Origin of the sequence: Polynucleobacter sp. MWH-Adler-W8 (genome assembly GCF_001889925.1) — a bacterium.
Lineage (GTDB): Bacteria > Pseudomonadota > Gammaproteobacteria > Burkholderiales > Burkholderiaceae > Polynucleobacter.
On the sequence record NZ_LZFI01000005.1, the window covers coordinates 89,225 to 114,445 of the forward strand.

The window sequence follows — 25,221 nt, forward strand, 5'->3', positions numbered from 1 at the left end:
CAAATCGGCTACTTCAATTCTTTTAAAGCACTCTCGAAAGATTCAATATCAGCAAAGCTTCGATAGACCGAGGCAAAGCGAATGTATGCAACCTTATCTAGACGCTTGAGCTCACGCATCACCAACTCACCTACGCGCTCACTAGGAATCTCTTTTTCACCCAGACTAAGGAGCTTTTCTTCAATACGGGCAATGGATTCATCGACGGAGTCTGAAGATACTGGGCGCTTACGCAGGGCTAGCTTGAGTGAACTTGCCAGCTTGTCATGACTGTATTCGACTCTGCTGCCGTTCTTCTTGACGATGGCTGGGAGCGCCAACTCAACGCGCTCATAGGTAGTAAAGCGCTTATCGCACTTGGCACAACGGCGACGACGGCGAATGGTATCGCCCTCGTCAGATACCCGGGTATCTAGAACCTGGGTATCTTCGTTATGACAGAAAGGACAGCGCAATGAGGGCTCTTTTCTTTAGTGGGTATTGATTTTTTGTTACTTAACCGTAGACTGGGAAACGCTTCGTGAGCTCAGAAACTTGCGCGCGCACTTTGGCGATGTTCTCAGGATCATTTGGATTGTCTAAAACATCCGCAATAAAGTTACCTACTTGTATTGCTTCTGCCTCTTTAAATCCACGGGTAGTCATCGCTGGCGAACCCAAACGAATACCACTGGTCACCATTGGTTTTTCTGGATCGTTTGGAATGCCATTCTTATTGCAAGTAATGTGTGCTTCACCTAAAACACGTTCAGCTTCTTTGCCGGTCATTTTCTTGGCACGCAAATCTACCAACATCACATGAGAATCCGTTCCACCAGAAACGATACGTAAGCCACGTGCAATCAAAGTCTCTGCAAGTGCTTTTGCATTCGCAACAACTTGCTTTTGGTAATCAATAAAGCCCGGCTCCTGCGCCTCTTTGAATGCTACTGCTTTACCTGCGATGACATGCATCAAAGGACCACCCTGTAAGCCTGGGAACACTGCGGAGTTAATGGCCTTCTCATGCTCAGCCTTCATCAAGATGATGCCGCCACGAGGGCCGCGCAAGCTCTTGTGGGTAGTAGAGGTAACAATATCTGCATGCGGTACGGGGCTTGGATAAACACCAGCAGCAATCAGGCCAGAGTAATGCGCCATATCCACCATAAAAATCGCGCCTACTTCTTTTGCTAACTTACCAATGCGCTCCCAATCGATGACGAGGGAGTAGGCAGATGCACCAGCAATAATCAATTTAGGTTTGTGCTCACGTGCCAAACGCTCCATTTGCTCATAGTCAATCGCTTCGTTTTTATCAAGCCCATAAGAAATAGGATTGAACCACTTACCGCTCATATTCAGAGCCATGCCATGCGTTAAGTGACCACCCTCAGCTAAGCTCATACCCATGAAGGTATCCCCTGGCTTTAAGAAGGCCAAGAACACCGCTTGGTTGGCAGATGCTCCGCAATGCGGTTGCACGTTAGCAGCTTCAGCACCATAAAGCGCTTTGACACGATCAATTGCTAATTGCTCAGCAACGTCTACGAATTCACAACCACCGTAATAGCGCTTTCCTGGATAACCTTCGGCATATTTATTGGTCAACTGAGAGCCTTGGGCCTCCATTACCGCTGGTGAGGTGTAGTTCTCAGAAGCAATCAACTCAATATGGTCTTCCTGACGCTTATTTTCGTTCTGAATGGCTGCCCATAATTGGGGATCGGTTTTGGCTAAGGTGTTTTGACGGTCAAACATGGTGATAATCCTGAAAAAGTTGGATTGCTGAGTGAATTAACTTAGTAAAATCAACCTACATCATACAAAATCCATCATGACCCCTACACAAGACCTCTCATTTCTCTCCCTAGTCCTTAATGCCAGCCTATTAGTACAGTTGGTAATGTTGTTATTACTCAGCATGTCCGTGGCCTCTTGGACCATTATTTTCAAGAAAACTGCTGTTTTACGTGGGGTCCGCCAGGATACCGAGCGCTTTGAGCGCGACTTTTGGGCCGGCGGCGACCTCAATACCCTCCTGGAGGCAGCCCAGCGTAATAACCGCAATGACGCGGTCCTAGAGCATATTTTCGAAGCTGGGATGCAAGAATTTGCAAAAGGTCGTGAGATTGACGCCGCCCGTCGCGCCATGAAAGCCACCTACCAACGTGAAATGGACCTCCTGGAAGCCAATCTACCTTTCTTGGCATCCGTAGGCTCAGTTTCTCCCTATATCGGCCTCTTTGGCACCGTTTGGGGCATCATGCACTCCTTCCGCGGTTTGGCCAATGTGCAAAACGCGACTCTTTCCGCTGTAGCCCCTGGTATTGCAGAAGCGTTGATCGCTACAGCGATTGGTCTGTTCGCAGCAATTCCGGCAGTAGTTGCATACAACCGTGCAGCAACTGATGTAGACCGTCTCTCCATTCGCTTTGAAACTTTCATTGAAGAGTTCACCAATATCTTGCAGCGTCAAACTGCAGGACGTTAATTGAAATAACGCGTGAACCGATAAGCGAAAAAAATTATGGCTGGATCTTCATTACGTAAAAACAAACGTCGGGCAATGTCTGACATCAACGTCGTTCCGTACATCGACGTAATGCTGGTATTACTCGTGATCTTTATGGTCACTGCACCAATGGTCAATCCAGGTGTTGTCAACTTACCCACTGTTGGTGGCGCCAAAGTGCAATCACTACCGCCAGTCTTTTTAACGATTGATGCCAACGAGAATGTCATCGTGCGCAAAGATGGTGATCCGACTCAAACACTCAATAAATTTGAACTCGGTGCTTTTGCAAGATCACAAGCAGAAAAGTCTGCCGATCAACCTATTGTCATCGCCGCAGATAAATCCATCAAATATGAAACAGTGATGGAAGTCATGTCCAAGCTCAAAGAGAATGGCGTGAAGCGCGTTGGCCTTGCGGTCAAGACCCAGTAAGAATCTGGCCTTCATAGCTGCTCATGAATAGCGTACACTCTTTTCAGCCACCCCTCTCGCAATTCAAGCGAGGACGTTTTACGAAAGAAGAAAGCACTAAGCGCGCGTTTACTTTTTCACTCATTGCCCATTTGGGATTGCTTGCCTTTCTAATGATTGGCATTAGCTGGAATAACACCACCTCTTCTGGTGTTGAAGTTGAGCTTTGGGATTCTGCTCCGCAGGTTGAAGCACCGCCTGAACCAGAACTCAAAACAGAAGTTAAAGAAGAAGCTGCTGATATCGCCATCAAGAAAAAGAAGGTTGAGAAAGAACCGCCCAAAAAAGAACTAAAAGAAACACCTAAAACAGTAAAATCTCCTCCACCTAAGGAGAAGGAAAAACCGAAGAAAGAAGAGCTGCCGAAAAAGGCTGAAGCCCCTAAAGCGCAATCTCCTGCAGAAACCAAAGCCAATGCGGCAGCAGAAAAAGCACGTGCAGATCAGTTAGCGCGTTTACGTGCTGCAGCTGGTGCCGAAGGTGGTAGTGGTGGCACAGTTGGAAGTGGTGTTGGTGGCGGAGGCAATGCGCCTCCAGGCTGGACCGATAAAGTGATTAAGAAAGTCAAGCCATTGATTGTCTTTAATCCTGAGTCCGTAAGTGGCAACCCTGCTGCAGTCATTCTGGTGAGCCTTGCTCCAGACGGAGCTATTCTGAGCACCAGCATTCAGTCCTCTAGCGGCAACGCTGGCTGGGATCGCGCAGTACTACTTGCACTCTCTCGCGCAGAAAGCCTGCCGAAAGACGACAATGGCAAAATTCCTCAACGCGAAGTAAAACTGACTTTTAAACCCAAGGATTAATGCATGTTGCAATTAGCAAAAAGACAGCTACAGAAGCTAGCATCAAAATTAAACTCTTTTAGCTTGATTGTTATTGCTCTTTGTATCAGCTTTGCAATGCCTGCGCTAGCGCAGATGAATATTGAAATCACGGGCGTTGGTCAATCACTCTACCCAATCGCGGTAATGCGGTTTAAAGACGAAAATAAATTACCTATCAGTGTTACTGAAATCATTCGGCAAGATTTAGCACGCAGCGGTTACTTTAAAAATACTGAAAACGGTAATGCTGTTGAGAGTGATGATGGCACGCCCAACTACAAGTCTTGGGCGGCACGCGGTGCTGATGCACTAGTCGTTGGATCAGTCGTGCAGACTGGCAATAATCAGTTTGATATTCATTACAAGTTATTTGATGTTCGTAAATCCCAAAGTCTGGGCGGCTTAAATCTCAACTCAAGCGCCGATAACCTGCGTGCGGTTGCCCACAAAATTGCTGATGACATCATCTTCAAATTACTGGGTGAGCGTGGCGTGTTCTCCACCCGTCTCTCCTACGTCATCAAGGATGGTAAGCGTTATCGGCTGGTGATCTCCGATGCGGACGGTCAAAATATTCGTAATGCTATGAATAGTGGCGAGCCAATCATTTCTCCATCATGGTCGCCTGATGGCAAGAAAGTAGCTTACGTCTCTTTTGAAGATCGCAAGCCAGTCATTTATGTTCACGAGCTTGCCACTGGTCGTCGCATTTCCCTATCAAACCAAAAAGGGAATAACAGCGCTCCAGCATGGTCGCCTGATGGCAAGAAATTGGCAATCTCATTATCTAAAGACGGCAACACTCAGATCTACGGCATCAATGCCGAGGGCACGAGTTTACATCGCTTAACTCGTGGCAACACGATTGATACTGAGCCGCAATATTCTGCTGATGGTCGCTATATCTATTTCACCAGCGATCGCGGTGGTAACCCACAAATCTATCGCATGAGTGCTGATGGTGAACAAGCTGAAGGTGTCAAACGCATTACCTTCAAACAAGGTTTTGTAACTTCACCTCGTATCTCTCCAGACGGAAAGTACTTGGCTTACATTGCTAACGTTGGTGGCGCATACCGCCTCTACATTCTGAACTTAGCTACTGGTGATACTCAAGCGCTTACCGATGGCACTAGCGATGAATCCCCTTCCTTTGCAGCCAATGGCCGCTATGTTCTCTACTCCACCAAAGTTGGTGGCAAACGCGTTCTTGCTGCTGTCTCAGTAGACGGGAACTCCAAGCAGGTGTTGAGCATTCCAGGATCTGATGTACGTCAGCCTTCCTGGGGTCCATTCATGGACTAGGTCCTAACTTACGTCTAAACCCCCTTTTAGGGGTTTAAATAGTCACTTTTGATGTTCTTAGGGGCATAATATTGTCTATTGATTCATTTATAGATTTAGCTCGTAGGAAAAAGGAAAATTCATGAAGATTTCTATCGCACGTCGCGCAGCGACATTCGCCCTGATTGGTGCCGCAGCATTTTTGATGGCAGCCTGCTCCAGCGTCAAGCTAGATGACACTGATGGCGCCAATGGTAGCGGCAGTGGCAAATTTGGCTCACAGCCGTGGAATGATCCAAGCAGCCCACTCTTTGAGAAAAGCGTTTACTTTGGCTTTGATGAATACACCGTTCAGACTAAATACCAAAAAATGTTGTCTGCTCATGCAGGCTACTTAAAAGCGAATCCAAAGCAGAAGATCATTATTCAAGGCAATACCGATGAACGCGGCACAGCTGAATACAACTTGGCACTTGGCCAACGTCGTTCTGATGCTGTACGTAAATCATTGAACTTGATGGGCGTTTCTGACGACCAAATGGAAGCGGTGAGCTTTGGTAAAGAAAAACCAAAAGCAGAAGGTGATACCGAAGCAGCTTGGGCAGAAAATCGCCGCGCTGATATTGTTTACATCACGAACTAAATGAAGATACTTTCATGCTCAGTAAAACAAACGCTCTCACGAGCGTTTTGTTTAAGTGCTGCTCTCATTTGCTTAGGCGCATCTAATAGCGCCTGGGCGCTCTTCTCTGATGATGAAGCGCGTAAGGCAATTCTGGATCTGCGTAAGTCTCTAGCCACCACCCAGCTTGAGTTACAGGGCCAAATCGACAAACTCAATACTGAGAATGCAGAGCTCCGTGGCAAAGTTGAAGAACTTGAGAAACAAGGCGAAGACATTAGTACCAGTCAGAAGACTTACTACCAAGATCTCGATACTCGTTTAGGTAATTTTGAGCCTCGCACCGTAACGATTGAAGGCGTTTCTGGAACAGTACAACCTGGTGAGAAAAAAGCCTACGACGACGCCTTAAAGTCATTCCAAGCAGGCAGTCTCAAAAAAGCTGATGAGGGATTTTCAGTATTTGCAGCCAAATATCCTAAAAGCCCTTACTTACCACTTGCTCTGTACTGGAGCGGTAATAGCAAATATGCGAATAAAGATTACGCCGGTGCGATTAGCCAACTACAAAGCCTAATTAAGAAATTTCCGAATCATCCACGTATTCCTGCAGCGATGGTGACTTTAGGAAACTCGCAATTAGAAAGTGGCAATAAGGCAGCAGCTAAAAAAACATTTAACGAAATCATCGCTAAGTATCCAGATACTGACGCAGCCAAGGATGCGCAGCAACTCATTGCTAGCACCAAGTAATTAATCATCTATGTCTAAGCTTTCTGCTGCATTCGAATCTCTGGCGCCCCGTAAAGCAGGCGCTCCAGCGGTCATTCTGTTTTCGGGTGGGTTGGACTCCACTACTGTTCTAGCCCTTGCCAAAGACCTGGGATATACGCCGTATGCCCTTTCGGTTGGATATGGTCAGCGTCATTCATCTGAGCTGGCAGCGGCCAAACATATTGCCAAGCAAATTGGAGTGGCACGACACGAAGTAGTTAACCTAGATCTCACTCGCTTTGGGGGCTCTGCTTTAACTGACTCCTCGATTGCAATCCCAACGACCCCCGGCAAAGATCAAGAAATCCCCGTTACCTACGTACCAGCACGCAATACGATCCTGCTATCACTTGCATTGGGTTGGGCAGAGTCATTAGGCGGACTAGATGTTTTCTATGGGGCTAATTCGGTAGATTACTCAGGCTATCCTGACTGCCGCCCTGAATATGTTGCCTCTTTTGAACATATGGCTAACCTAGCTACTAAAGCAGGTGTAGAAGCCATCAATGATGCAAATCGTTTTAGAGTGCACGCGCCTATCATCAGCCTAACTAAAGGCGAAATCATCCAGCTAGGAAGCACTCTAGGCGTTGATTACTCGCAAACAGTCTCTTGCTACCAAGCTAATGATTTGGGTGAAGCTTGTGGAGAATGTGAGTCTTGCCGTCTAAGGCAGGCAGGCTTTAAGCAAGCCAATGTGGGCGATCCTACTCGCTACCAAAAAAAGTATTAAACGTATTAGGCTGCGCGCAGCTCATCATCCTGCTGGATCAAACTATCAGCAGGGATCCCCAACATAGAGTGCAACCTCCAAATCATCTTCAGTGTAAGGGGGCGTTTGCGATTTAATATTTCATATACGCGATTTAGGCCACCGATCATCGGCTGCAAATCCTTTGGACTCAAGCCGGATTGTTCCATTCTGAATTTAATTGCCTCAATTGGGTCTGGTGGAAGAATCGCATAGTGCTTGCTCTCATAAGACTCAATGAGCATTAAGAGGATCTCAAACCTATCTCCATCCTTAGTCCCAGGTTTTGGCTCATGATCAAAATAGTAAGACGCCTGGGCTAGGGCATCCTTGTATTCAAGCTTGTTACGAATGGGTTTTAATTCTTTCATTTTTCCTCCAACTGCACTGTGCAAGCATCAATTCGATCGTATGCAGCATGGCTACCAATAAATTTCACATATACCGCCCCAAAACTATAAGCAACTACCACCACCAAACGGTAGGAATTTCCTTTGATATTAAAGACAACTCTGTTGCCTGCAATAAAACTCGCATTTCGATACTTATTCTTTATATCTTGCGGCCTTTTCCAACTTGCATGCGCCACCTCGTCATACCAAGCTTTAAGTGGCTGCTCGGCATCGGGATGAATACGCCAAAAATTTGTTAGGTGTTTTCTGGCTATTATTCGCACACATTAATTTTAGTCCCAAAATGGGACTATTGCAAGTGGGGCCATATAACCCTATGCCAATTAAGATTTAAGCGATTTAAAATTACAAGTCACATGGATATTGCAGACATACTTCGCATCAAAACCACAGTCAGCATGGCTGAGCTAAAACGCAATCCTAAGAAGATTATTGGTAATGCAGACGATCTACCTATGGCCATCTTAAATAGCAACAAACCTAAGGCTTATCTTTTGTCAGCTAAGGCATATGAAGTGGTACTTGATTTTATTGATGATGCCTCACTAATAAAAACTATCAAGGCTCGTAGGGGTGGCAAAACTATAAAAGTAAAGATTTAAGCCTTATTAAGCATTCTAGCTACATAGCGCGCAATCAAATCTACTTCAAGATTTACCGCATCACCTTGCTTGAGATTACCCAACGTAGTGTTTTCCAAGGTGTGGGGAATGATATTGATATTGATGATGCAAGCAGTTGCCGTGTCTTCAGTCTGATTGACTGTAAGCGATACGCCATTCACAACAATCGAGCCTTTGTAAGCCAAATATTGCGCCAACTCTTTTGGCGCCTCGATGCGTAACAACCAAGATCCATAAGCATCATTAGCCACTTGAGCAAAATGCGCCACTTTACCAACACCATCTACGTGCCCGCTAACTAAATGTCCGCCCAGGCGATCATTTAAGCGCATGGCTTTTTCGAGGTTGACTGGACCGACCTTATCAAGACCAATCGTTTTATTCAGAGACTCGCGAGAAATATCCAGGGCAAAAGAATTGCTGGTTAACTGGGTAGCTGTCATGCAAGCACCTTGAATGGCAATGCTGTCACCCAAGGCAACATCATCCAAATAGCCAGATGGAACTTCAACAACTAAATGCAAGCCATCGCCCTTTGCTTGAGCGCTCTTAATTTGACCAACTGCAGTAATGATTCCAGTAAACATGAGGTGATTTTAGTTCTTAATTAAGCGGAGTCGAAGATCGGGGCCAAAGAGACTGTGATCAATGACTTTCCACTGTTCTTTGTCATTCAGGGAATTTAGGGGCGAAATATTAGCCATTCCAATACCATCGCCCATCAAGAATGGGCCGTAGTAGAGCAGTAGCTCATCTACACAGTTTTCTCTGAGCAAAGAACCATTGAGCTTAAAGCCCGATTCAATATGAATCTCATTCATCTCACGCTCTTTAGCTAAATACGTGAATAGTTTTGGCAGATCTACTTTGCCAGATGGGTTAGCCATAGCAATGACTTCTATACCGCGCTCAGTAAATGCTTGCGCTTTTTGTTGCATTTCAGGGCTGTCCAAACTGGCACAAACAATGATGACGCCTGATTGCTCAATGTTGTTGAGAATCTTTGCTGCCGGCGGCGTTTCTAATTTGGAGTCAACGATGATGCGCCAAGGCTGACGCTCAGTTTGAACATCTCGCACATTCAGAGTGGGATCATCTTCTTTAACAGTACCTACGCCAGTAACAATGGCACAAGCTTGCGCACGCCAATCATGGCCATCCGCTCTCGCTAAAGATCCAGTGATCCATTGACTATGGCCATCAGGCAGGGCTGTTTTGCCATCAAGGCTCGCAGCGATTTTCATGCGCACCCAAGGTAAGCCTCTAGTCATCCTTGAGATAAATCCTGGATTCAATGCCCGCGCTTCCGCCTCCATTAACCCGCAATGCGCTTTGATGCCAACAGCTGTTAAACGCTCCAAGCCTTTACCGGCAACCAAAGGATTGGGATCAGACATCGCCACAAATACGGTTTCAGGTTTTGCTGCGATCAATGCATCCACACAGGGAGGTGTTCGTCCAGTGTGATTGCATGGTTCTAGCGTGACATAGATAGTTGATCCAACAGGATCATTTCCGAGTGATTTAGCGTTCGCTAGGGCTTGCACCTCAGCATGAGCGCTGCCTACCTTCTGAGTAAAGCCCTTACCAATCACTTTGCCATCTTTAACAATGACACAACCCACTCTAGGATTAGGGTTCGATAAATAAAGTGCTTTTTGAGCCTCGGCTATTGCCTCGCTCATGAACTGGTGGTCAACTGCGCTGTACATAGGGTCTATTAAACCATTCAATGGCAGCGCTTTGCATCTCTAGCAGGGTCACAGATTCGCCAGCGCCCTCCACTTCCCAAAATCATTTGGCGCTCCAAGTCGGGAGCCCTGCTGTGACCCAGGATCAATCGATTGGCCACAAACCCGCCTTGAGCCGTTTTTGCCGCACCAGCAGCATTAAACAGAATGCCCTTCTTGCCCGAATTGGGGTCGATAAATTGCTTGCCTCCACCCTTAAAGTAAACGGGGTCAATACTTCCCTGCGAAAACCAGGGCTTTTCGATGCAGCCCGGTTTGGCTGGCTTTTCGATGCAGCCACTTTTAACCACCCAACCCGCCTCCCACCGATCGCTAGAAATAGGCGCAAGGTAGACGGGTTGACCCAAATGTAAGGCCTGCTGACGAGCAAAGTGGGCATGAGCAATAAACCTTCTGGCAATAGTCTTAATTTCTCGAGCGGCAATTTGTTCTTGCAATAAAGGCATGGTCATCATCGCAACCATGGCAATGAGTAAAACCACAGCCATTAATTCAAGGAGGCTAAATCCAGATTTCGAATCCAACTTGCAGTTATTCAAATACTTGTCGCCAGTTTATGCGAGTGACTGTGCCAGATGTTGCATCAATCACAACACCAATCTGAATCGCCGGCTTCTCTTTGCTCGAAATCAGCCAACGGTTTTTACCGACTGATTGAACAAAGCAAACATTCTCTTCCAAATTAGCAAGAGTGGTTAAATTTTTCTCGCAGTCTATGACTGCTTTTTCAGCAGCAAGAAAATTTTTCTGAGCTACTTCCATTGTTTTTACTTCTACGATACGTAATGCACTCAGCCTCTCTAAATACGCAATGAGAGATGAACAGAGTAAGAGTAGCGATATCACCCAAGCCAAAATCACAAGAGATTCCTCGTCGAAAAAGTTCTTTCAAGATCTAGATTGAGCTTGGCTCCGTCAGTCATTTGCAGCTTGATCTTAAAAAGCCTTGATGCCGATAAATGCTGGGCTTGAGAGGGGCTCAACTCCTCTATTAAAAGACTATTAACCCCATTCATTAAGGTGGTGTTTTGAATGCGTCCCTGGCGATCGAGCGACTGACAAATTAGCGAACCGCCATTGACTTTCTTACCTTTGGGAATACCTGCCTGATAATCCACCAAGAATCCTTGCATGGCTAAGTTATTTTTTGTGCGATCTTGAGTAAGTGCATTACCAATGCAATCAAAATCTGTACCAGCGGATAATTCATGACGAATGATTAGTGAATCAGATCCACGAAATCCCGATCTTTTTTCAACCTGAATAAATGAACCATCGTTTTTTTGCTGTCTTATTTTTTGCCCTGACTTATGGTTTGAGATTTGTACAGATTGAATGTTCCGGTAGCCAGCCATTCGAATCGCGCGGCCAATTAATTCAAATGCACGATCCGCCTCTGAAATTAATGCTTGTGATTTTTCATACTCAATTTGCTTAATTACCAAATCAGCGCTTGTCTTTAAGAGAGGGTTGAGTAGAAGTGCGCATAGAGCGATTCCGACTAGACATTCGAGCAGACTCATTACTTAGGGCTTTTTTGGGTAGATTGCCATTGGTCCTGCTGTGTTCTTGTATTTCAAAAGTATCCGAATCCTTTCTGAGTTGAGCTCTTTTACTTTCTTGTTGTGTCAGAGTTAAAGCGAGGCGCTGATAAACGCCCGCCGATGTCATCCAAACTCCCAAAATCAGGGCCATTGCGACCAGAACCTCCAGCAAGATGAATCCCTGGCCATTTTTAGATCTCATTGGGGGTTGAGGAGCTTTATAGGGGGCATCGCCCATTTTCAAAGGCAGTCTTGTGGACTGAAACTCCGAACCAAGGCTCTTGCTGTCAGAAACACGGGATATTGAGGTAGGACAGCACTGTAAAGGGCTCCTGAGCTTAAAATAGAGGGCTATGCCAAATACCCTTGCCTCCACCGAAGAAATCATTGCCGAGCTCCGCGCCGGCAAAATGGTGATCCTCGTCGATGAAGAAGATCGTGAGAACGAAGGTGATTTAGTCCTAGCCGCCGATCATGTCACCGCTGAGGCTGTGAATTTCATGGCAAAACACGGCCGTGGATTGATTTGCTTAACCTTGACGCGCGAGCGCTGCCAACAACTCAACCTACCTTTGATGGTTCGGGATAACGGCACATCCATGGGAACGAATTTCACAGTTTCTATCGAAGCAGCTAGCGGAGTAACTACAGGCATCTCAGCGGCTGATCGTGCGCTCACCATTAAAACTGCTGTGGCATCAAATGCCAAGCCCAGTGATTTAGTACAACCTGGCCATATTTTTCCACTGATGGCACAGCCTGGTGGTGTACTTATACGCTCAGGACATACTGAAGCGGGTTGCGACTTGGCAGCAATGGCTGGATGCTCAGCGACTTCCGTAATTTGTGAAATCATGAAAGACGATGGCAGCATGGCACGTCTTCCAGATCTTCTAGAGTTTGCGAAAGAGCATCAATTAAAAATTGGCAGCATTGCAGATCTCATTCAATACCGTAGCCAACATGAAAGCATTGTGGTTCGAGAAGGTACTCGTGAATTCATTACCCCTTGGGGAAAATTCCAAGGCATTATTTATCGTGATACTCCTAGCTCATGCATTCATATTGCATTAGTGCATGGCAAGCCTTCTGAAGCTCAAGAAACCTTAGTGCGCGTGCATGAGCCAGTCACTGTTTTAGACTTCCTGGACTCCAATGTCAGCAACCATTCATGGCCGCTAGCGAAGGCCTTAGAGCAAATTGCCGCTTCACCGGCTGGTGTAGCCGTGCTCCTCAATGCCTCTGGCATTGCCGCCCCTAATGATCAAGATTGGTTAGCGCAATTTCAGAAACTGAATCAATCGCAGGAAGAAAGTAAGAAGCCGTTGGCTAGAAAAACTGATTTCAGAAGCTACGGTATTGGCGCCCAAATATTGAAAGATATTGGTGTTGGCAAAATGCGCTTGCTTGCCAACCCAAGTCCTGTGCCTAGCCTTTCTGGTTATAAGCTCGAGGTTACAGGTTACAAGCCGTACACTTCTTAAATTCCATTAAAGCCTGAATATTTTAAAGATTGATATGACGAGTTCCACTAATGATTTTGTAGGCGTACTAGAAGCTGATCTCAATGGTCAAGATCTCCGTATCGGTGTTGTGCAAGCACGCTTTAATGAAGATCATTGCGTTGCCCTAACCAATTCCTGTATCAATGAATTAATTTCGCTTGGGGTTTCCCAAGCAGATATCAAATTGGTGACTGTTCCTGGCGCGCTAGAGATTCCATTTGCCCTCCAAAAAATGGCCGAGACTGGTGAATTTGATGGCTTAGTGGCCCTAGGCGCAGTCATTCGCGGTGAGACCTATCACTTCGAATTAGTCTCCAATGAATCTGCTTCTGGCATCACTCGTATCTCGATTGACTCTGGATTACCAATCGCCAATGGTGTGCTCACTTGCGACACTGATGAGCAAGCTCTTGCTCGTGTTCAGGTAAAAGGCGCAGAATGTGCTCAAGCAGTAGTGGAGATGGCAAATTTAGCCTTGGCATTAACTCCTGATATTGATATCGAAATTAACTCGAGTGAAGAAGAATAATTCGCATGTCTACATCTAGCCAAAATCCACTAAACCCTCAAGCCGCCAAGGAAGTAAAGCCTGCTCCAAAGCGCTCACTGACACCACGTCGTCGCGCTCGTGAATACGCCCTCCAGGGTGTTTATCAAAGCCTAGTCATGCGTCGTGCTGGCAGCATCCCTAATGGCGCCTCCATTGCCAAGCAGCTTGCGGAAGACCCCGCATTCCGTCGCTGCCAACTTGATCTCTTCCAAGGTATTTTTGATGGCGTACTGGCTCGTACCGATGAGCTGGAGGCGATTATTACCCCAGCATTAGATCGCCCAATTAACGAACTTTCTCCAGTGGAGCATGCAGCATTACTCATTGGCGCCTATGAGCTAGCTATCGATCTTTCGGTACCTTACAAAGTGGCCATCAATGAAGCGGTTGAACTTGCTAAAACCTTTGGCGGTACTGATGGCCATAAGTATGTCAATGGCGTTCTTGATCTACTTGCCCAGAAGCTTCGCACCGCCGAGACTCAGGCAGGCTAAACACCCCCTAACTAGCAGCAAGGAATCCAGCCTCCAGGCCCTAAAAGCTTGGGGGCTATTTTATTTATTGAGGGATAAAATGATTTACATCTATACCAAGGTCAAACATCATGCAAAAAGTAGACATTCGTAGCCAATTACAAGATTCAAGCCTTTTTAAAGAAGAAGCTTTTATTGATGGCCAATGGATTAGCTCTAAAAATACCTTTGCCGTTTCTAATCCAGCCACCGATGAGATTATTGCTGCGGTAGCCAATCTAGAAACCAAAGATGCTGAGCTCGCTATCGCCGCAGCTGAAAAAGCACTGCCTGCATGGCGCAGCAAATTAGCCAAAGAACGCGCACATATTATGCGCAAGTGGTTTGACCTCATTATTGAAAATACACAAGATCTTGCAAAGCTCATGACGCTCGAGCAAGGAAAGCCTCTAGCTGAAGCTGCTGGTGAAGTTGTTTATGGCGCTTCATTTGTAGAGTGGTTTGCTGAAGAAGCGAAACGCGTAGAGGGTTCTATTCTGGGAACCACCTGGAGTGATAAGCGTCTCATGGTTCTCAAACAACCGATCGGTGTTTGCGTAGCCATCACTCCCTGGAACTTCCCGATTGCGATGATTACGCGCAAGATTGCACCTGCATTAGCAGCGGGCTGCACTATCGTCATCAAACCTGCTGAATTGACACCGCTATCCGCCTTAGCTCTGGCTGAACTTGCCAAGCGTGCTGGTATTCCGGATGGGGTGATTAATATTGTGACTGCTGATGCTAATCAGTCGATTGTGATTGGCAAAACACTTTGCTCCTCACCAACAGTGCGTCATCTATCGTTCACAGGATCCACAGAAGTCGGCCGCATTTTGATGGAACAGTGTGCTCCAACTGTCAAAAAACTTGCTCTGGAGTTAGGTGGGCATGCACCGTTTATTGTCTTTGAAGATGCCGATATCGATGCCGCCGTCAGTGGTGCCATGGCTTCTAAATTTAGAAATTCTGGTCAGACCTGTGTTTGTGCAAATCGCTTTTATGTTCATAAAAAAGTGCATGATCAGTTTGTTGAAAAGTTTGCTAAAGCACTAGCTGTTATTAAAGTCGGTAATGGGATGGAGGCTGGCATTACTCAAGGGCCCCTGATTGAAACCGCCGCTCTTGAGAAAGTACAAAAGCATGTTGCTGATGCACTTAGCAAAGGTGCCAAGCTAGTTACTGGTGGCAAACAGTCCATTGAAGGCAAGAACTTTTATGAGCCGACCATTCTGGCTAACGTAAACAGTCAAATGCTCATTACGCACGAGGAAACTTTCGGCCCTGTAGCACCAATCATTCCTTTTGAAAGTGATGAAGAGGTCATCCAGTTAGCTAATAGCAGTCAGTTTGGCTTGGCATCGTATTTCTATAGTCGTGACATTGGCCGCGTCTGGAAAGTAGCTGAGGCCTTGGAGTACGGCATGGTGGGCGTTAATACTGGATTAATCTCTAACGAGGTAGCGCCCTTTGGTGGCATCAAGCAGTCAGGCCTAGGGCGTGAAGGTAGCGTCTACGGAATGGATGAATACCTCGAGATGAAATACGTCTGCGTAGGTTTGTAAATTTACTTTTATTTTTTCTTGTAGACCAGATCCCAAACACCGTGGCCTAGCTTGATGCCACGGTTTTCAAACTTCGTCACTGGGCGATAGTCTGGGCGCACGACATAACCCTGATGCTCGGCATTGAGCTGTTCTAGGGTAGGCTTAAATTCATTACAAACCTCACCAGGCTTAGCAATATCCTCAGCGGTGAAAGTTTCTACTTTCATCAATTCACTGGAAGTATTTTGCAAAGTAGTTTCGGCATTCAGAACCAAGAGCATTTGCTCGGCATAGTTATGCCAATCGGTAGCTAAATGTAAATAGCCACCCGGCTTTAATCTAGAGACTAAAAGTCTTACAAATTCAGACTGAATTAAACGACGCTTATGGTGACGCTTCTTATGCCAAGGATCTGCAAAGTAAATATGAATACCATCCAGTAAATCCGGCGCCAGCATATTCTCCAAAACTTCAACAGCATCATGGCGTATGAGCCTGAGATTAGTAAGATTGTTTTCGCCTATGAGCTTCAGCAAGGCGCCTACGCCAGGAGGATGAACCTCGATCGCCAAAAAGTCATCATCCGCTCTCAAGGCGGCAATCTTAGAGGTGGTCTCGCCCATACCAAAGCCAATCTCCAATATCTTTGGTTTAGTTGAGCCGTTAAATGCTTCAATTAAATTGAGATTAGATGCTTGATAAGGCAGTAAAAACTGGGGTCCCAATTCTTCAATTGCGCGCTGCTGACCAGCGGTAGTTCTTCCAGCCCTTAATACGAATGAGCGAATTCTATCCGTTCTCTTCATTTATCAAAGCCATTCGGCGTATTCCAGCCTGCTGAGCGATAGGCATAAACAACCTCAGCTAGAACAATGGATAAAGAGGTCATAAAAAAGATGAGGCCTAGTACAAATGTCCAAATGACATAGGCTGTCTGCAATGAACGCACCGCGCCCGCTTGAAAGAAAAATAATTCAAGAACCGTTAAGGAAATAAAAACACCGCTGAGAACATCAAAAAAGATAGCGGCGGTACAAAGTCGACCCCGGATTTGAGCTTCATCAGCCTCTTTATGCATGTGCTGCAGCATTGCCGCATCCGTTACCTCGCCCAGGTTAATGGAATGTCGAATCGCGCGCATACGATCGACTGAACGAGCTAAGCGTCCAGAAATCGCATTAATCAAAGTTGCTACGGCAGTTAACAAAAATACAGGGGCTAGTGCCAGCTGAATGTTATTGGTGATTGCGTCTATTGATACATCCATATTGAAATGCCTTAACTTTGATGAGGGGTATTGGTTAGATCAGTGAGACCAAGCGATCAATCCACTGTAAGCAGTCAATAACACTAACAAGCCAAAAGCGATTCGATACCAAGCAAATGGAATGAAATTATGGTGTGCTACATAATGAATTAACCAGCGAACGCAGATAAATGCAGAGAGAAAGGCGGCAATGAAACCAACAATAGTAGCTAGAGTAAATTCACCGGAGAAAGCTACTGGCGCCTTCCAAAGCTTGAGCAACTCATAAGCAGTAGCGCCACCAATCACTGGTATGGCCAAGAAGAATGAGAACTCAGTTGCAACAGCGCGAGGCAAACCAAATAACATGCCGCCAATAATAGTTGCGCCCGAGCGAGACGTTCCTGGAATCAAAGCCGCACATTGCGCTAAGCCGACTTTGAGTGCATCCAAGGGAGTAAGGTCATCCACTGATTTAATGTGACTAGATACATCAGTCCGAATTTGCTGACGACGTTCAGCCCAAAAAATAACTAAGGCTCCCACAATAAAAGCGCTTGCTACAGGAATCGGCGAAAATAATACTGCCTTAATATGCTTGCCAAATAAGAAGCCCAAGCCCATTGCAGGAATAGAAGCGATTAATAAGTTCAGTACGAAGCGACGGGCAATGGGGCTACCCGAGAACGAGGCGACAACTTTCATGAGTTTCTGGCGAAACTCCCAGCAAACCGCCAAAATAGCGCCAAACTGAATAATGACCTCAAAAGCCTTGCCTCGATCATCATTGAAGTTGAGTAAATCCCCAACCAAAATCAGGTGCCCAGTACTAGAGATCGGCAAAAACTCGGTTAGCCCCTCTACCACCCCCAGAATGACTGCTTTAAGTAACAAAATTAGATCCATAGCCCAAATTTTATAGGTATCTAGAGGTAACGTAGGGTATTTGGCAAAATAGCATCTAAATGAGCATTTTGAATAAATTAGCCTTAAACTGCATGGCACATTAAAAAGTATCCGAATTACATGACCCCAACCCGCTTTAGACTTTCTCGACTTACCGCCTTTGGTTTGATCCTCAGTCAAGCGCTCGGTCTCGGCACCTGGTCATTCGACGCCCTTGCGCAAAGCCCTAGCGCGGCCCCTAGACCAGCCTTACCCACCCCAATGAGTGCATCGACCCTGATTGGCTTAGAGCAGCCACCACAGATAGCGCCACCACCTAATAAGACTGCATTACCTGATAGTGCAACCCCATCCTATCTTGGAAATAACAATTCAGGTAATAGCAATGCTCAATACAATGACCTCATTCAGCTTTATCAAGATGCCGCGTTTAGCGATCCAGTTTTAAACGCTGCGCGCTTTAACTATCAGGCGAGCAAAGAGCTCTTCTGGCAAGGCCTCTCTTTATTACTACCTCAAGCTAATGCAACACCTAGTGGTACGCGGTACTACCAGCATGGCGCTGGGTCTACAGTAGTCTCCACAGGCGCAGGCAACTCCCGTGTATTTGACCAGAAGAGCTACACTGTTACTCTCACCCAGCCTGTTTTTAACGTAGCTGCACTCGAGGCTTTTAAGCAAGGCGATCTGAATACCAAGATTGCTGATATGAATTTCTTTCAAGCTCAGCAAGATTTAATTCTGAGAGTTTCACAAGCTTACTTTGATGCGCTGACAAGCCAAGACAATGTGGCACTCTATCGCAACAAGAAAGACCTGATTAAGCAACAGTTAGATGTTGCTCAAGCCAAGTTTGATGCAGGCCTTGCAACCATTGTGGACGTCAATACAGCTCAAGCAAGCTTTGATCTCACCGTCTCACAGGAGATTGCCGCGCAAGCAGATTTAGTTGTAAAAAAAGGGGTTTTAGAGCAATTAGTTGGGCACCCAGTTGGCGCACTCAAGCCTTTAGTGAAAGCAGCCAAAATTGATGGTGTTCTGAAAGATCCCCGTAGCAAAAGTAAAGAAAATAAAAGCGCCACCCTTGTTGATAACGTCAATCCAGTACTGCCGCCTGGTCAAACTTTAGATGACTGGATTAATCAAACGGAAGCCGCAAACTTTAAAGTCTTAGCAAGTCAGCTTTCTGTTAGCTTGGCCGAAAGCACTTATCGCGCAGCCCAGGCTTTGAACTATCCCTCACTGAATTTAGTGGGCACTTCAGGCTACAACACTTCAAACGGCACACCGAATAGCTACACACCAGCTCAAACTAACGTCTATAACAATACTATTGCGTTACAAATGAGCATTCCATTGGTTTCTGGTGGCTTCAATAGCTCTGTCATTAGACAGAATGCTGCACTAGTAGATACCGCTAAAGCCAACTATGACAATGCAAGACGTACTGCAGCACAAAATACGCGCGCAGCATTCACTGGCTTCTATGGTGGTCTGGCGAGCGTTAAAGCCTATGAAGCGGCAGAGAGGTCCTCAGAGTCTGCAGTGGAATCTAGTCGACTAGGCTTTCAAGTTGGGACTTTAATTAATATCGACGTATTAATTGCAGTCGATACCTTATTTACTACCCGTTCCCTGCTGCAGCAAGCGCGCTACAGCACAGTCTTAAATGCGCTCAAACTCAAAGCAAGTGCGTCTAGCCTATCTGATGAGGATTTGTTGGCGATTAATTCTTTGCTACGTTAAGTCTAGTCAACTCTTAGACAATAAGTTCAAAGAAGCAGCAATCACTTCGTCCACATTCGGTGGTGCTTGTATATCGCCCACGTTACGAATATTCTCAGACCAATAACCTTCGGTCTTCCATCTTGGTGAATCGCAATAAATTTCTACTGTTGGCTTGCCCAAAACAGCAGCTAAATGGGTCAAGCCGGTATCTACACCAACAGTGAGTGCGGCACCCGCAATGACTGAGAAAGCATCCTCAATTGAAAATGCAGGCGGGACGATCGCACCCGGTATTTGACCTGCAATTTGAACGCTGACACTTCTCTCAGCAGCATTTCCCCAAGGAAACACCACTTGGAAGCCCTTGCTGGATAACTCCTTACCCAGATTTACCCAATTTTCATTGGACCAGCGCTTGGCCTCTCTAGCTGTTGAATGAAAACATAGAACATAGGGAGACTTTAATTTCTCAAAGATGCTTAATGCACTCGTATTTAGGGAGTCAACATAAGTCTGTGGATAAAATTTTGGGGCGCTAGCACGATCAACCAAGGGCCAATCTAAAGCTGAGCACATGACCCAGCGGGAACGGTCTACCGCATGACACTGAGCGGGGACCTGAACCGATTGGTTGTAGAAAGAACGGGCTATTGGCTCGTAGCCAGAAAACTCAGTTGCATTGGCAAGCCCTGCAATCACAACATTTGGGGATTTGCTAGCCAAAGAACAAACAATGGCCGATTTAAGCAGTCCTTGGGTTTCAATAATGACGTCATAAGAAACTTCTTGCAGCGCTTTTTTGAAGCTAAACAATTGCTGCCATGTTGACGCCTTGAGAAGATTCCTTTTCCAGCGACGCAAGCCGAATGGAATGATGCGATCGATACCTCTAAATCCATCGCGACTTAAAAGTGGCTCGAGTAAATGAACATAGCCTTCCTCAACTACCCAGTCAATTTGGGCATGCGGTAGGCGTGCTCGTAAATCCCAAACAATCGGTAGGTTATGAAGGACATCTCCCAATGAGGAAAGCTTCACCAACAAAACCTTGGGATTAGACGAAGAAATTACTGCGGAGGTGGACGATACAGCGCTCATTTGAGCATTATCTTATCTTTTAAGAGCGTCTGATATCGAATTAGAATTTCGGAGCTGCGTCCCATGAATGACCAGCTGCATCTTTAGCATTCATATTGGGCTGAACGCCAGCAGGCAAAGGCCATTCAATAGCAACCGTTGGATCATTCCAGGCAAGACAGGCCTCACTTTGCGGGTGGTAGTAATCGGTGGTTTTATATAAAAATTCTGCCGTTTCTGAAAGCACTAAAAAGCCGTGTGCAAGTTTTGCTGGAATCCATAGCTGCTTATGATTCTGCGCGCTGAGCTCAACACCAACCCATTTTCCATAAGTTGGAGAATCTTTTCGGATATCTACTGCAACATCAAAGACGCTACCAGCGACGACTCGCACTAATTTACCCTGAGTCTGCTCTAGCTGATAGTGCAAACCACGCAAAGTCCATTGACGAGAAAAGGAATGGTTGTCCTGAACAAATTCAATATCAAGTCCGGTTGCTTTAGCAAAGTCTTCTGCATTAAACGATTCAGTAAACCAACCGCGCTCGTCACCAAATACTTTTGGCTCTAGGATGAAAACATCATGAATGGCAGTGGGCGTTATTTGTAACTTAGAAGGGGTGCTCATTTGCTAGTCTTCTTGGCGGATAGAGAGATAGGTTGTGCAGAAGTGTTGAGCTCATTCAAAATCTTGCCAAGATACTGTCCATAACTATTTTTACTTAGCTGTGCTGCCACTTTTTGAACTGCTTCTGCAGTGATCCAGCCTTGACGATAAGCAATCTCTTCGGGGCAGGCAACCATTAGTCCCTGGCGCTTCTGCAGCGTGGCGATAAAGCCAGCAGCATCGAGCAATGAGTCGTGAGTTCCCGTATCCAACCAGGCAAAGCCACGGCCCATGATTTCTACGCTTAATTCATTCTTTTCTAGGTAAACACGATTTACATCGGTAATCTCAAGCTCCCCACGAGCGCTAGGCTTAATCGAGGCTGCAATGTCGCACACTTGGTTGTCATAGAAATACAGGCCAGTAACTGCATAACTACTTCTTGGCTTTAGAGGCTTCTCTTCAATCGAGAGTGCTTTGTAATCTTTATCAAACTCAACTACGCCATAGCGCTCAGGATCATTCACGTGATAAGCAAACACTGTTGCGCCAGTACCGCGATCGTTTGCACTATCCAATTGGTCAACCAATTCATGACCATAAAAAATATTGTCGCCAAGAACTAAGGCGCTAGGATTATTTCCTACGAAATTCTTACCCAAAGTAAATGCTTGTGCCAAACCATCTGGTGAAGGCTGCACACAATATTCAATATTGAGACCCCACTGTGAACCATCGCCCAATAACTCCGAGAAGCGAGGTGTGTCATGCGGGGTAGAAATAAGCAAAATGTCACGAATACCAGCCAACATTAAAGTGCTTAAAGGGTAATAAACCATCGGCTTGTCATAAACCGGCATTAGTTGCTTAGAGACAGCCTGAGTAACTGGGTACAGACGAGTTCCAGACCCGCCAGCCAAAATAATGCCCTTACGATTTACACTCATGCAAATTACCCCTATTTAGTAACTCAGGCAGCAAGAGGGGTTTTTTAGATCAAACCGTCCGCAGCAAGCTTGGATACGTATTCTTGAACCATGCCATCCCAAACTGGGAAATTTGGCACATTTTGAAGTTCATTATAAGAGTTTGAAGCTTTCAAAAGACCGCCTTCTAGGGCGCGACGCAATTTAGTGCTATCCATACGGGAATTCATTGGTCGTGGGGCTGGCAAGGGGTATTCGGTAGCCGGAATGGGCTTAATAGCCTCAGGCCTTGCTTTCAGTGTGATTCCCGCATCAAGGGCAGCCTGAATCGCCAAACAGGCTAATCCATGCCAGGTGGTTTCCCCCGAAGGAACTGCATGATAGATACCGGAAGTAAATTGCTTGATTTGGAACTCTTGATTTAACACCAAGTCTAGACTCACCTGAGCAAGCCAATTTGCGCTAGTTGGAACACCATGCTGATCATGAATGACTTTGAGCTCTTTAGGATCCTTTGCTAAACGCAACATTGTTCTGATGAAATTACCGCCATCGCCATAAACCCAGCTTGTTCTGAAAATTGCAAACTGCCCTAGTGCTGAATTTGCAAAAGCCTTTTCTATAGCAAGCTCGCCAGCTGCTTTACTTTTTCCGTAAATACCTAAGGGATTGCGTTCATCATCCTCTGCGTACCAGCCATCTTTATTGCCATCAAAAACATAATCAGTGGAATAGTGCAAAAAAGTGGCGCCATGTTGAGAAGCATATTGCGCCATGGATTCTGGCGCTCGCGCATTAATGGCGTATGCCATATCAATCTCAGTCTCAGCTTTATCAACGGCCGTATAAGCAGAAGCATTGATGATGAGGCTTGGCTTTTCTACAGCAAGCAAAGCATTAAGAGCCTCGCCGTTACTGAGATCGCATTCAGTGCGACCAACATACTGAATATTCACTTCATCCGGAAGTGCTACAGCATCAAAAAGCACTCGGAAGGCTTTACCTAGTTGACCATCCTTACCAAATACCAGAATATTCATTGGAAACTTAGTTGTATTGCTTTTGGACCCAGTCGCGATAAGAGCCACTTACTACGCCCTCAATCCAAACTGGATTATCCAAATACCACTGAACGGTTTTACGAATACCGGTATCAAAGGTTTCTGCAGGGCGCCAGCCAAGCTCACGCTCCACCTTGCTAGCATCAATCGCATAACGGCGATCATGGCCAGGGCGATCTTTTACAAAAGTAATTTGCTCTGCATATGGCTTGCCGTCAGCACGTGGCTTGAGCTCATCCAAAATACGACAAATCGTTTTCACAACATCGATATTGGCTTTTTCATTCCAGCCGCCAATGTTATAGGTCTCGCCCAATTTACCTTTAGCCAATACTTCACGAATTGCCGAACAGTGATCGCCAACGTATAGCCAATCTCGAATTTGTTGGCCATCGCCATAAATGGGCAAAGGCTTGCTATTAAGTGCATTCAATATCACTAAGGGAATCAACTTCTCTGGGAAGTGATAAGGGCCATAGTTATTGGAGCAATTGGTAGTGACTACTGGGAACCCATAGGTATGGAACCAAGCCCGTACCAAATGATCTGAAGCTGCTTTGGACGCTGAATAAGGACTGTTTGGCTCGTAAGGATTAGTTTCCGTGAAAGCAGCATCAGTCAACGATAAAGAGCCATACACTTCATCGGTGGATACATGATGAAAGCGGAATCCCTCTTTCTCTTTTCCTTCAAGAGAATTCCAATACTCGCGTGCGCACTCTAATAAATTAAATGTACCGACAATATTCGTGGTTACAAATTCAGCCGGCCCATGAATTGAGCGATCCACATGGCTCTCGGCAGCAAAGTTGACGATGGCGCGTGGCTTATGTTCTTTCAGCAACTTAGCAACCAACTCTTTATCACCAATACCGCCATGAACAAAGACATGGCGTGGATCATTTTTTAAAGAGTCAAGTGTGGCCAAGTTGCCGGCATACGTTAATTTATCTAAATTAATAATGCCTTCATTACCTGGAACTTTCAGCCAATCCAAGACAAAATTGCCACCAATAAAACCTGCGCCGCCTGTTACCAAAATCATTTGATTGCCTCTAATTTAAGGGGTATGCATCAATTGTAGATACTTGTTAAAGCGTTTCTTACCAAATATCAAAATGCCTAATTTTTTAATGAGCTTTACTGCGCCCCTAGGCTTAGGAAGCACTACAGGCTCATCAGATCCAGATGCCTTATTACAGTTAATCAAAGCAGGATTAATAAAGATCCGGAAACCCTTTTGTCGCAACTCCCGATGAAACGGAGTATGGTCAGCAACATCTATGCCTCCAGCCTCTGAATCGGTGCCGGCATATCTACCCGCCAGAAATGCTTCGCGCTTGTAGATTCCCAGACCACCAAATGCAGAATCCACTTCAATGAGGTCTGCGCGAGGATCAATCACCACTTGCTTGCAACCAAGCGCAATCTCAGTGGCTGCCTTGTCGCCCAGGATGACTTCTAAGCGATGCTTTTGCTCCCAGCAATCCATGGGGTTCCAATGGGGATGGCTTAAAGCCCAAATATCATAGTAACCACCAAGCTGGTTGGCCGTAATAACATCCCACGGTTCATCCACCTCCCAGCATTGAGTAATTTTTTCTTGAGTAACTAGACCGTTCATACCATCCAAATCGGCCATCGCGACGTAATCTATATTTTGGTATTTTGGATCACTCGCTACTGCATCAATAATTAAATTTCTAGCGTATGCAATCCGATCCGTTCTTTTTGGAAGTTTTTTGCTGAGTTGACCAGCGGTGATGAATGAGAAATTCTTGAATTTCTTAGACATCTCCTCCAGTCTTTGCAGGGTATCGTCACTAGAATCACTCTCAACAATAAAACAATAGACTGCTTTAAATTGACCAAGGCTCGTCAGAACCTTTTCAATATCATTAGCAATATGGTTAGAGGCATTTCTGACGGGGCCAGCCAACAATATCTCCGATTCAGCGATAGGCTTCCTAGATCGTGAGCTTAAGTTTATTAAAGTCATAAC

At 45.8% G+C, this 25,221-nt stretch carries 32 protein-coding genes; 13 read left to right on the forward strand and 19 right to left on the reverse strand.

Going from position 1 to position 25,221, the window contains the following annotated elements:
- Positions 1-8 precede the first annotated feature (8 nt).
- Both nrdR and glyA read right to left on the reverse strand, forming a co-directional pair.
- Entirely contained in the window at positions 9-455 is a 447-nt protein-coding gene (nrdR, locus tag AOC28_RS07190; protein WP_072583294.1) for a transcriptional regulator NrdR, read from the reverse strand.
- A 40-nt stretch (positions 456-495) separates the two neighbouring features.
- Entirely contained in the window at positions 496-1,740 is a 1,245-nt protein-coding gene (glyA, locus tag AOC28_RS07195) for a serine hydroxymethyltransferase (protein ID WP_072583295.1), read from the reverse strand.
- A 76-nt stretch (positions 1,741-1,816) separates the two neighbouring features.
- Between glyA and tolQ the strand changes: the two genes are divergently transcribed.
- From tolQ to queC, 7 genes are all read left to right on the forward strand, one after another.
- Positions 1,817-2,473: a protein TolQ gene (tolQ, locus tag AOC28_RS07200; protein WP_072583296.1), complete on the forward strand. Its 657-nt coding sequence runs from the start codon at positions 1,817-1,819 to the stop codon at positions 2,471-2,473.
- A gap of 36 nt (positions 2,474-2,509) precedes the next feature.
- Complete coding sequence (gene tolR / locus AOC28_RS07205) at positions 2,510-2,929, forward strand: protein TolR (RefSeq protein ID WP_072583297.1); 420 nt, start codon at positions 2,510-2,512, stop codon at positions 2,927-2,929.
- Between the two features lie 23 nt (positions 2,930-2,952).
- Positions 2,953-3,771, forward strand: coding sequence for a cell envelope integrity protein TolA (gene tolA / locus AOC28_RS07210; RefSeq protein ID WP_072583298.1), 819 nt, complete (start codon positions 2,953-2,955; stop codon positions 3,769-3,771).
- Positions 3,772-3,774: 3 nt separating this feature from the next.
- Positions 3,775-5,097 (forward strand): Tol-Pal system beta propeller repeat protein TolB, encoded by a 1,323-nt coding sequence (tolB, locus tag AOC28_RS07215; protein WP_072583299.1) that lies wholly within the window; start codon positions 3,775-3,777, stop codon positions 5,095-5,097.
- 121 nt (positions 5,098-5,218) lie between these two features.
- Positions 5,219-5,719 (forward strand): peptidoglycan-associated lipoprotein Pal, encoded by a 501-nt coding sequence (gene pal / locus AOC28_RS07220; RefSeq protein ID WP_072583300.1) that lies wholly within the window; start codon positions 5,219-5,221, stop codon positions 5,717-5,719.
- A complete protein-coding gene (gene ybgF / locus AOC28_RS07225) occupies positions 5,720-6,451 on the forward strand; it encodes a tol-pal system protein YbgF (protein WP_083564263.1) in 732 nt (243 codons plus the stop codon). It abuts the gene before it with no gap.
- A 10-nt stretch (positions 6,452-6,461) separates the two neighbouring features.
- On the forward strand, positions 6,462-7,205 hold the full coding sequence (gene queC / locus AOC28_RS07230) for a 7-cyano-7-deazaguanine synthase QueC (RefSeq protein WP_072583301.1): 744 nt from the start codon (positions 6,462-6,464) through the stop codon (positions 7,203-7,205).
- A gap of 5 nt (positions 7,206-7,210) precedes the next feature.
- Here queC and AOC28_RS07235 read toward each other — a convergent pair whose 3' ends face one another.
- Together AOC28_RS07235 and AOC28_RS07240 are read right to left on the reverse strand one after the other, a co-directional pair.
- Positions 7,211-7,594, reverse strand: coding sequence for a transcriptional regulator (locus AOC28_RS07235; RefSeq protein ID WP_072583302.1), 384 nt, complete (start codon positions 7,592-7,594; stop codon positions 7,211-7,213).
- The gene (locus AOC28_RS07240) at positions 7,591-7,899 is read right to left on the reverse strand and encodes a type II toxin-antitoxin system HigB family toxin (RefSeq protein ID WP_072583303.1); all 309 of its coding nucleotides are present in this window, start codon (positions 7,897-7,899) and stop codon (positions 7,591-7,593) included. Before AOC28_RS07240 ends, AOC28_RS07235 begins: the two co-directional genes overlap by 4 nt.
- 93 nt (positions 7,900-7,992) lie before the next feature.
- Here AOC28_RS07240 and AOC28_RS07245 point away from each other — a divergent pair, with 93 nt between their 5' ends.
- Positions 7,993-8,238 carry a type II toxin-antitoxin system Phd/YefM family antitoxin gene (locus AOC28_RS07245; protein WP_072583304.1) on the forward strand — a complete coding sequence of 82 codons (246 nt, stop codon included), beginning with the start codon at positions 7,993-7,995 and terminating at the stop codon, positions 8,236-8,238.
- On the opposite strand, the gene AOC28_RS07250 is transcribed toward AOC28_RS07245, so the two are convergent.
- Genes AOC28_RS07250 through AOC28_RS11390 form a run of 6 tightly spaced genes read right to left on the reverse strand, consistent with a single transcriptional unit; the run spans position 8,235 to position 11,756 of the window.
- Complete coding sequence (locus AOC28_RS07250; RefSeq protein WP_072583305.1) at positions 8,235-8,846, reverse strand: riboflavin synthase; 612 nt, start codon at positions 8,844-8,846, stop codon at positions 8,235-8,237. The genes AOC28_RS07245 and AOC28_RS07250 overlap by 4 nt on opposite strands.
- Positions 8,847-8,855: 9 nt before the next feature.
- A complete protein-coding gene (ribD, locus tag AOC28_RS07255) occupies positions 8,856-9,971 on the reverse strand; it encodes a bifunctional diaminohydroxyphosphoribosylaminopyrimidine deaminase/5-amino-6-(5-phosphoribosylamino)uracil reductase RibD (RefSeq protein ID WP_072583306.1) in 1,116 nt (371 codons plus the stop codon).
- Positions 9,972-9,988: 17 nt separating this feature from the next.
- Positions 9,989-10,534 (reverse strand): GspH/FimT family pseudopilin, encoded by a 546-nt coding sequence (locus AOC28_RS07260; protein ID WP_237767765.1) that lies wholly within the window; start codon positions 10,532-10,534, stop codon positions 9,989-9,991.
- A 7-nt stretch (positions 10,535-10,541) separates the two neighbouring features.
- Positions 10,542-10,871, reverse strand: coding sequence for a hypothetical protein (locus AOC28_RS07265; RefSeq protein ID WP_072583307.1), 330 nt, complete (start codon positions 10,869-10,871; stop codon positions 10,542-10,544).
- A complete protein-coding gene (locus tag AOC28_RS07270) occupies positions 10,868-11,533 on the reverse strand; it encodes a hypothetical protein (RefSeq protein WP_072583308.1) in 666 nt (221 codons plus the stop codon). The genes AOC28_RS07265 and AOC28_RS07270 overlap by 4 nt, the downstream gene beginning before the upstream one ends.
- Complete coding sequence (locus AOC28_RS11390; protein ID WP_158009044.1) at positions 11,457-11,756, reverse strand: hypothetical protein; 300 nt, start codon at positions 11,754-11,756, stop codon at positions 11,457-11,459. Before AOC28_RS11390 ends, AOC28_RS07270 begins: the two co-directional genes overlap by 77 nt.
- Before the next feature lie 151 nt (positions 11,757-11,907).
- Here AOC28_RS11390 and ribBA point away from each other — a divergent pair, with 151 nt between their 5' ends.
- The 4 genes from ribBA to AOC28_RS07290 all read left to right on the forward strand — a co-directional run bounded on the left by ribBA (position 11,908) and on the right by AOC28_RS07290 (position 15,686).
- The gene (gene ribBA / locus AOC28_RS07275) at positions 11,908-13,038 is read left to right on the forward strand and encodes a bifunctional 3,4-dihydroxy-2-butanone-4-phosphate synthase/GTP cyclohydrolase II (protein WP_072583309.1); all 1,131 of its coding nucleotides are present in this window, start codon (positions 11,908-11,910) and stop codon (positions 13,036-13,038) included.
- A gap of 34 nt (positions 13,039-13,072) precedes the next feature.
- A complete protein-coding gene (gene ribH, locus AOC28_RS07280) occupies positions 13,073-13,588 on the forward strand; it encodes a 6,7-dimethyl-8-ribityllumazine synthase (protein ID WP_072583310.1) in 516 nt (171 codons plus the stop codon).
- 5 nt (positions 13,589-13,593) lie between these two features.
- Positions 13,594-14,103, forward strand: a complete 510-nt coding sequence (gene nusB / locus AOC28_RS07285; protein WP_072583311.1) for a transcription antitermination factor NusB — start codon at positions 13,594-13,596, stop codon at positions 14,101-14,103.
- A gap of 110 nt (positions 14,104-14,213) precedes the next feature.
- On the forward strand, positions 14,214-15,686 hold the full coding sequence (locus AOC28_RS07290; RefSeq protein WP_072583312.1) for an NAD-dependent succinate-semialdehyde dehydrogenase: 1,473 nt from the start codon (positions 14,214-14,216) through the stop codon (positions 15,684-15,686).
- Positions 15,687-15,694: 8 nt separating this feature from the next.
- On the opposite strand, the gene trmB is transcribed toward AOC28_RS07290, so the two are convergent.
- From trmB to AOC28_RS07305, 3 genes are read right to left on the reverse strand one after another with little or no spacing between them, the layout of a single operon-like run.
- Entirely contained in the window at positions 15,695-16,474 is a 780-nt protein-coding gene (trmB, locus tag AOC28_RS07295; RefSeq protein WP_072583313.1) for a tRNA (guanosine(46)-N7)-methyltransferase TrmB, read from the reverse strand.
- Positions 16,471-16,935, reverse strand: a complete 465-nt coding sequence (locus AOC28_RS07300) for a DUF2721 domain-containing protein (protein ID WP_072583314.1) — start codon at positions 16,933-16,935, stop codon at positions 16,471-16,473. Before AOC28_RS07300 ends, trmB begins: the two co-directional genes overlap by 4 nt.
- Before the next feature lie 39 nt (positions 16,936-16,974).
- Positions 16,975-17,820 (reverse strand): undecaprenyl-diphosphate phosphatase, encoded by an 846-nt coding sequence (locus AOC28_RS07305; RefSeq protein WP_072583315.1) that lies wholly within the window; start codon positions 17,818-17,820, stop codon positions 16,975-16,977.
- Between the two features lie 120 nt (positions 17,821-17,940).
- Between AOC28_RS07305 and AOC28_RS07310 the strand changes: the two genes are divergently transcribed.
- Positions 17,941-19,566: a TolC family protein gene (locus tag AOC28_RS07310; protein WP_072583316.1), complete on the forward strand. Its 1,626-nt coding sequence runs from the start codon at positions 17,941-17,943 to the stop codon at positions 19,564-19,566.
- A gap of 6 nt (positions 19,567-19,572) precedes the next feature.
- Here the strand turns inward: AOC28_RS07310 and waaC are convergent, their stop codons facing one another.
- The 6 genes from waaC to AOC28_RS07340 are packed head-to-tail and all read right to left on the reverse strand — an operon-like array spanning position 19,573 to position 25,218.
- Positions 19,573-20,646, reverse strand: coding sequence for a lipopolysaccharide heptosyltransferase I (gene waaC / locus AOC28_RS07315; protein ID WP_072583317.1), 1,074 nt, complete (start codon positions 20,644-20,646; stop codon positions 19,573-19,575).
- A gap of 40 nt (positions 20,647-20,686) precedes the next feature.
- Complete coding sequence (gene rfbC, locus AOC28_RS07320; protein ID WP_072583318.1) at positions 20,687-21,253, reverse strand: dTDP-4-dehydrorhamnose 3,5-epimerase; 567 nt, start codon at positions 21,251-21,253, stop codon at positions 20,687-20,689.
- A complete protein-coding gene (gene rfbA, locus AOC28_RS07325) occupies positions 21,250-22,179 on the reverse strand; it encodes a glucose-1-phosphate thymidylyltransferase RfbA (protein WP_072583319.1) in 930 nt (309 codons plus the stop codon). Before rfbA ends, rfbC begins: the two co-directional genes overlap by 4 nt.
- Before the next feature lie 44 nt (positions 22,180-22,223).
- Entirely contained in the window at positions 22,224-23,246 is a 1,023-nt protein-coding gene (rfbD, locus tag AOC28_RS07330) for a dTDP-4-dehydrorhamnose reductase (RefSeq protein WP_237767766.1), read from the reverse strand.
- A complete protein-coding gene (gene rfbB, locus AOC28_RS07335; RefSeq protein ID WP_072583321.1) occupies positions 23,206-24,264 on the reverse strand; it encodes a dTDP-glucose 4,6-dehydratase in 1,059 nt (352 codons plus the stop codon). The genes rfbD and rfbB overlap by 41 nt, the downstream gene beginning before the upstream one ends.
- Before the next feature lie 15 nt (positions 24,265-24,279).
- Positions 24,280-25,218, reverse strand: a complete 939-nt coding sequence (locus tag AOC28_RS07340; RefSeq protein ID WP_143143905.1) for a glycosyltransferase family 2 protein — start codon at positions 25,216-25,218, stop codon at positions 24,280-24,282.
- Positions 25,219-25,221: the final 3 nt, after the last annotated feature.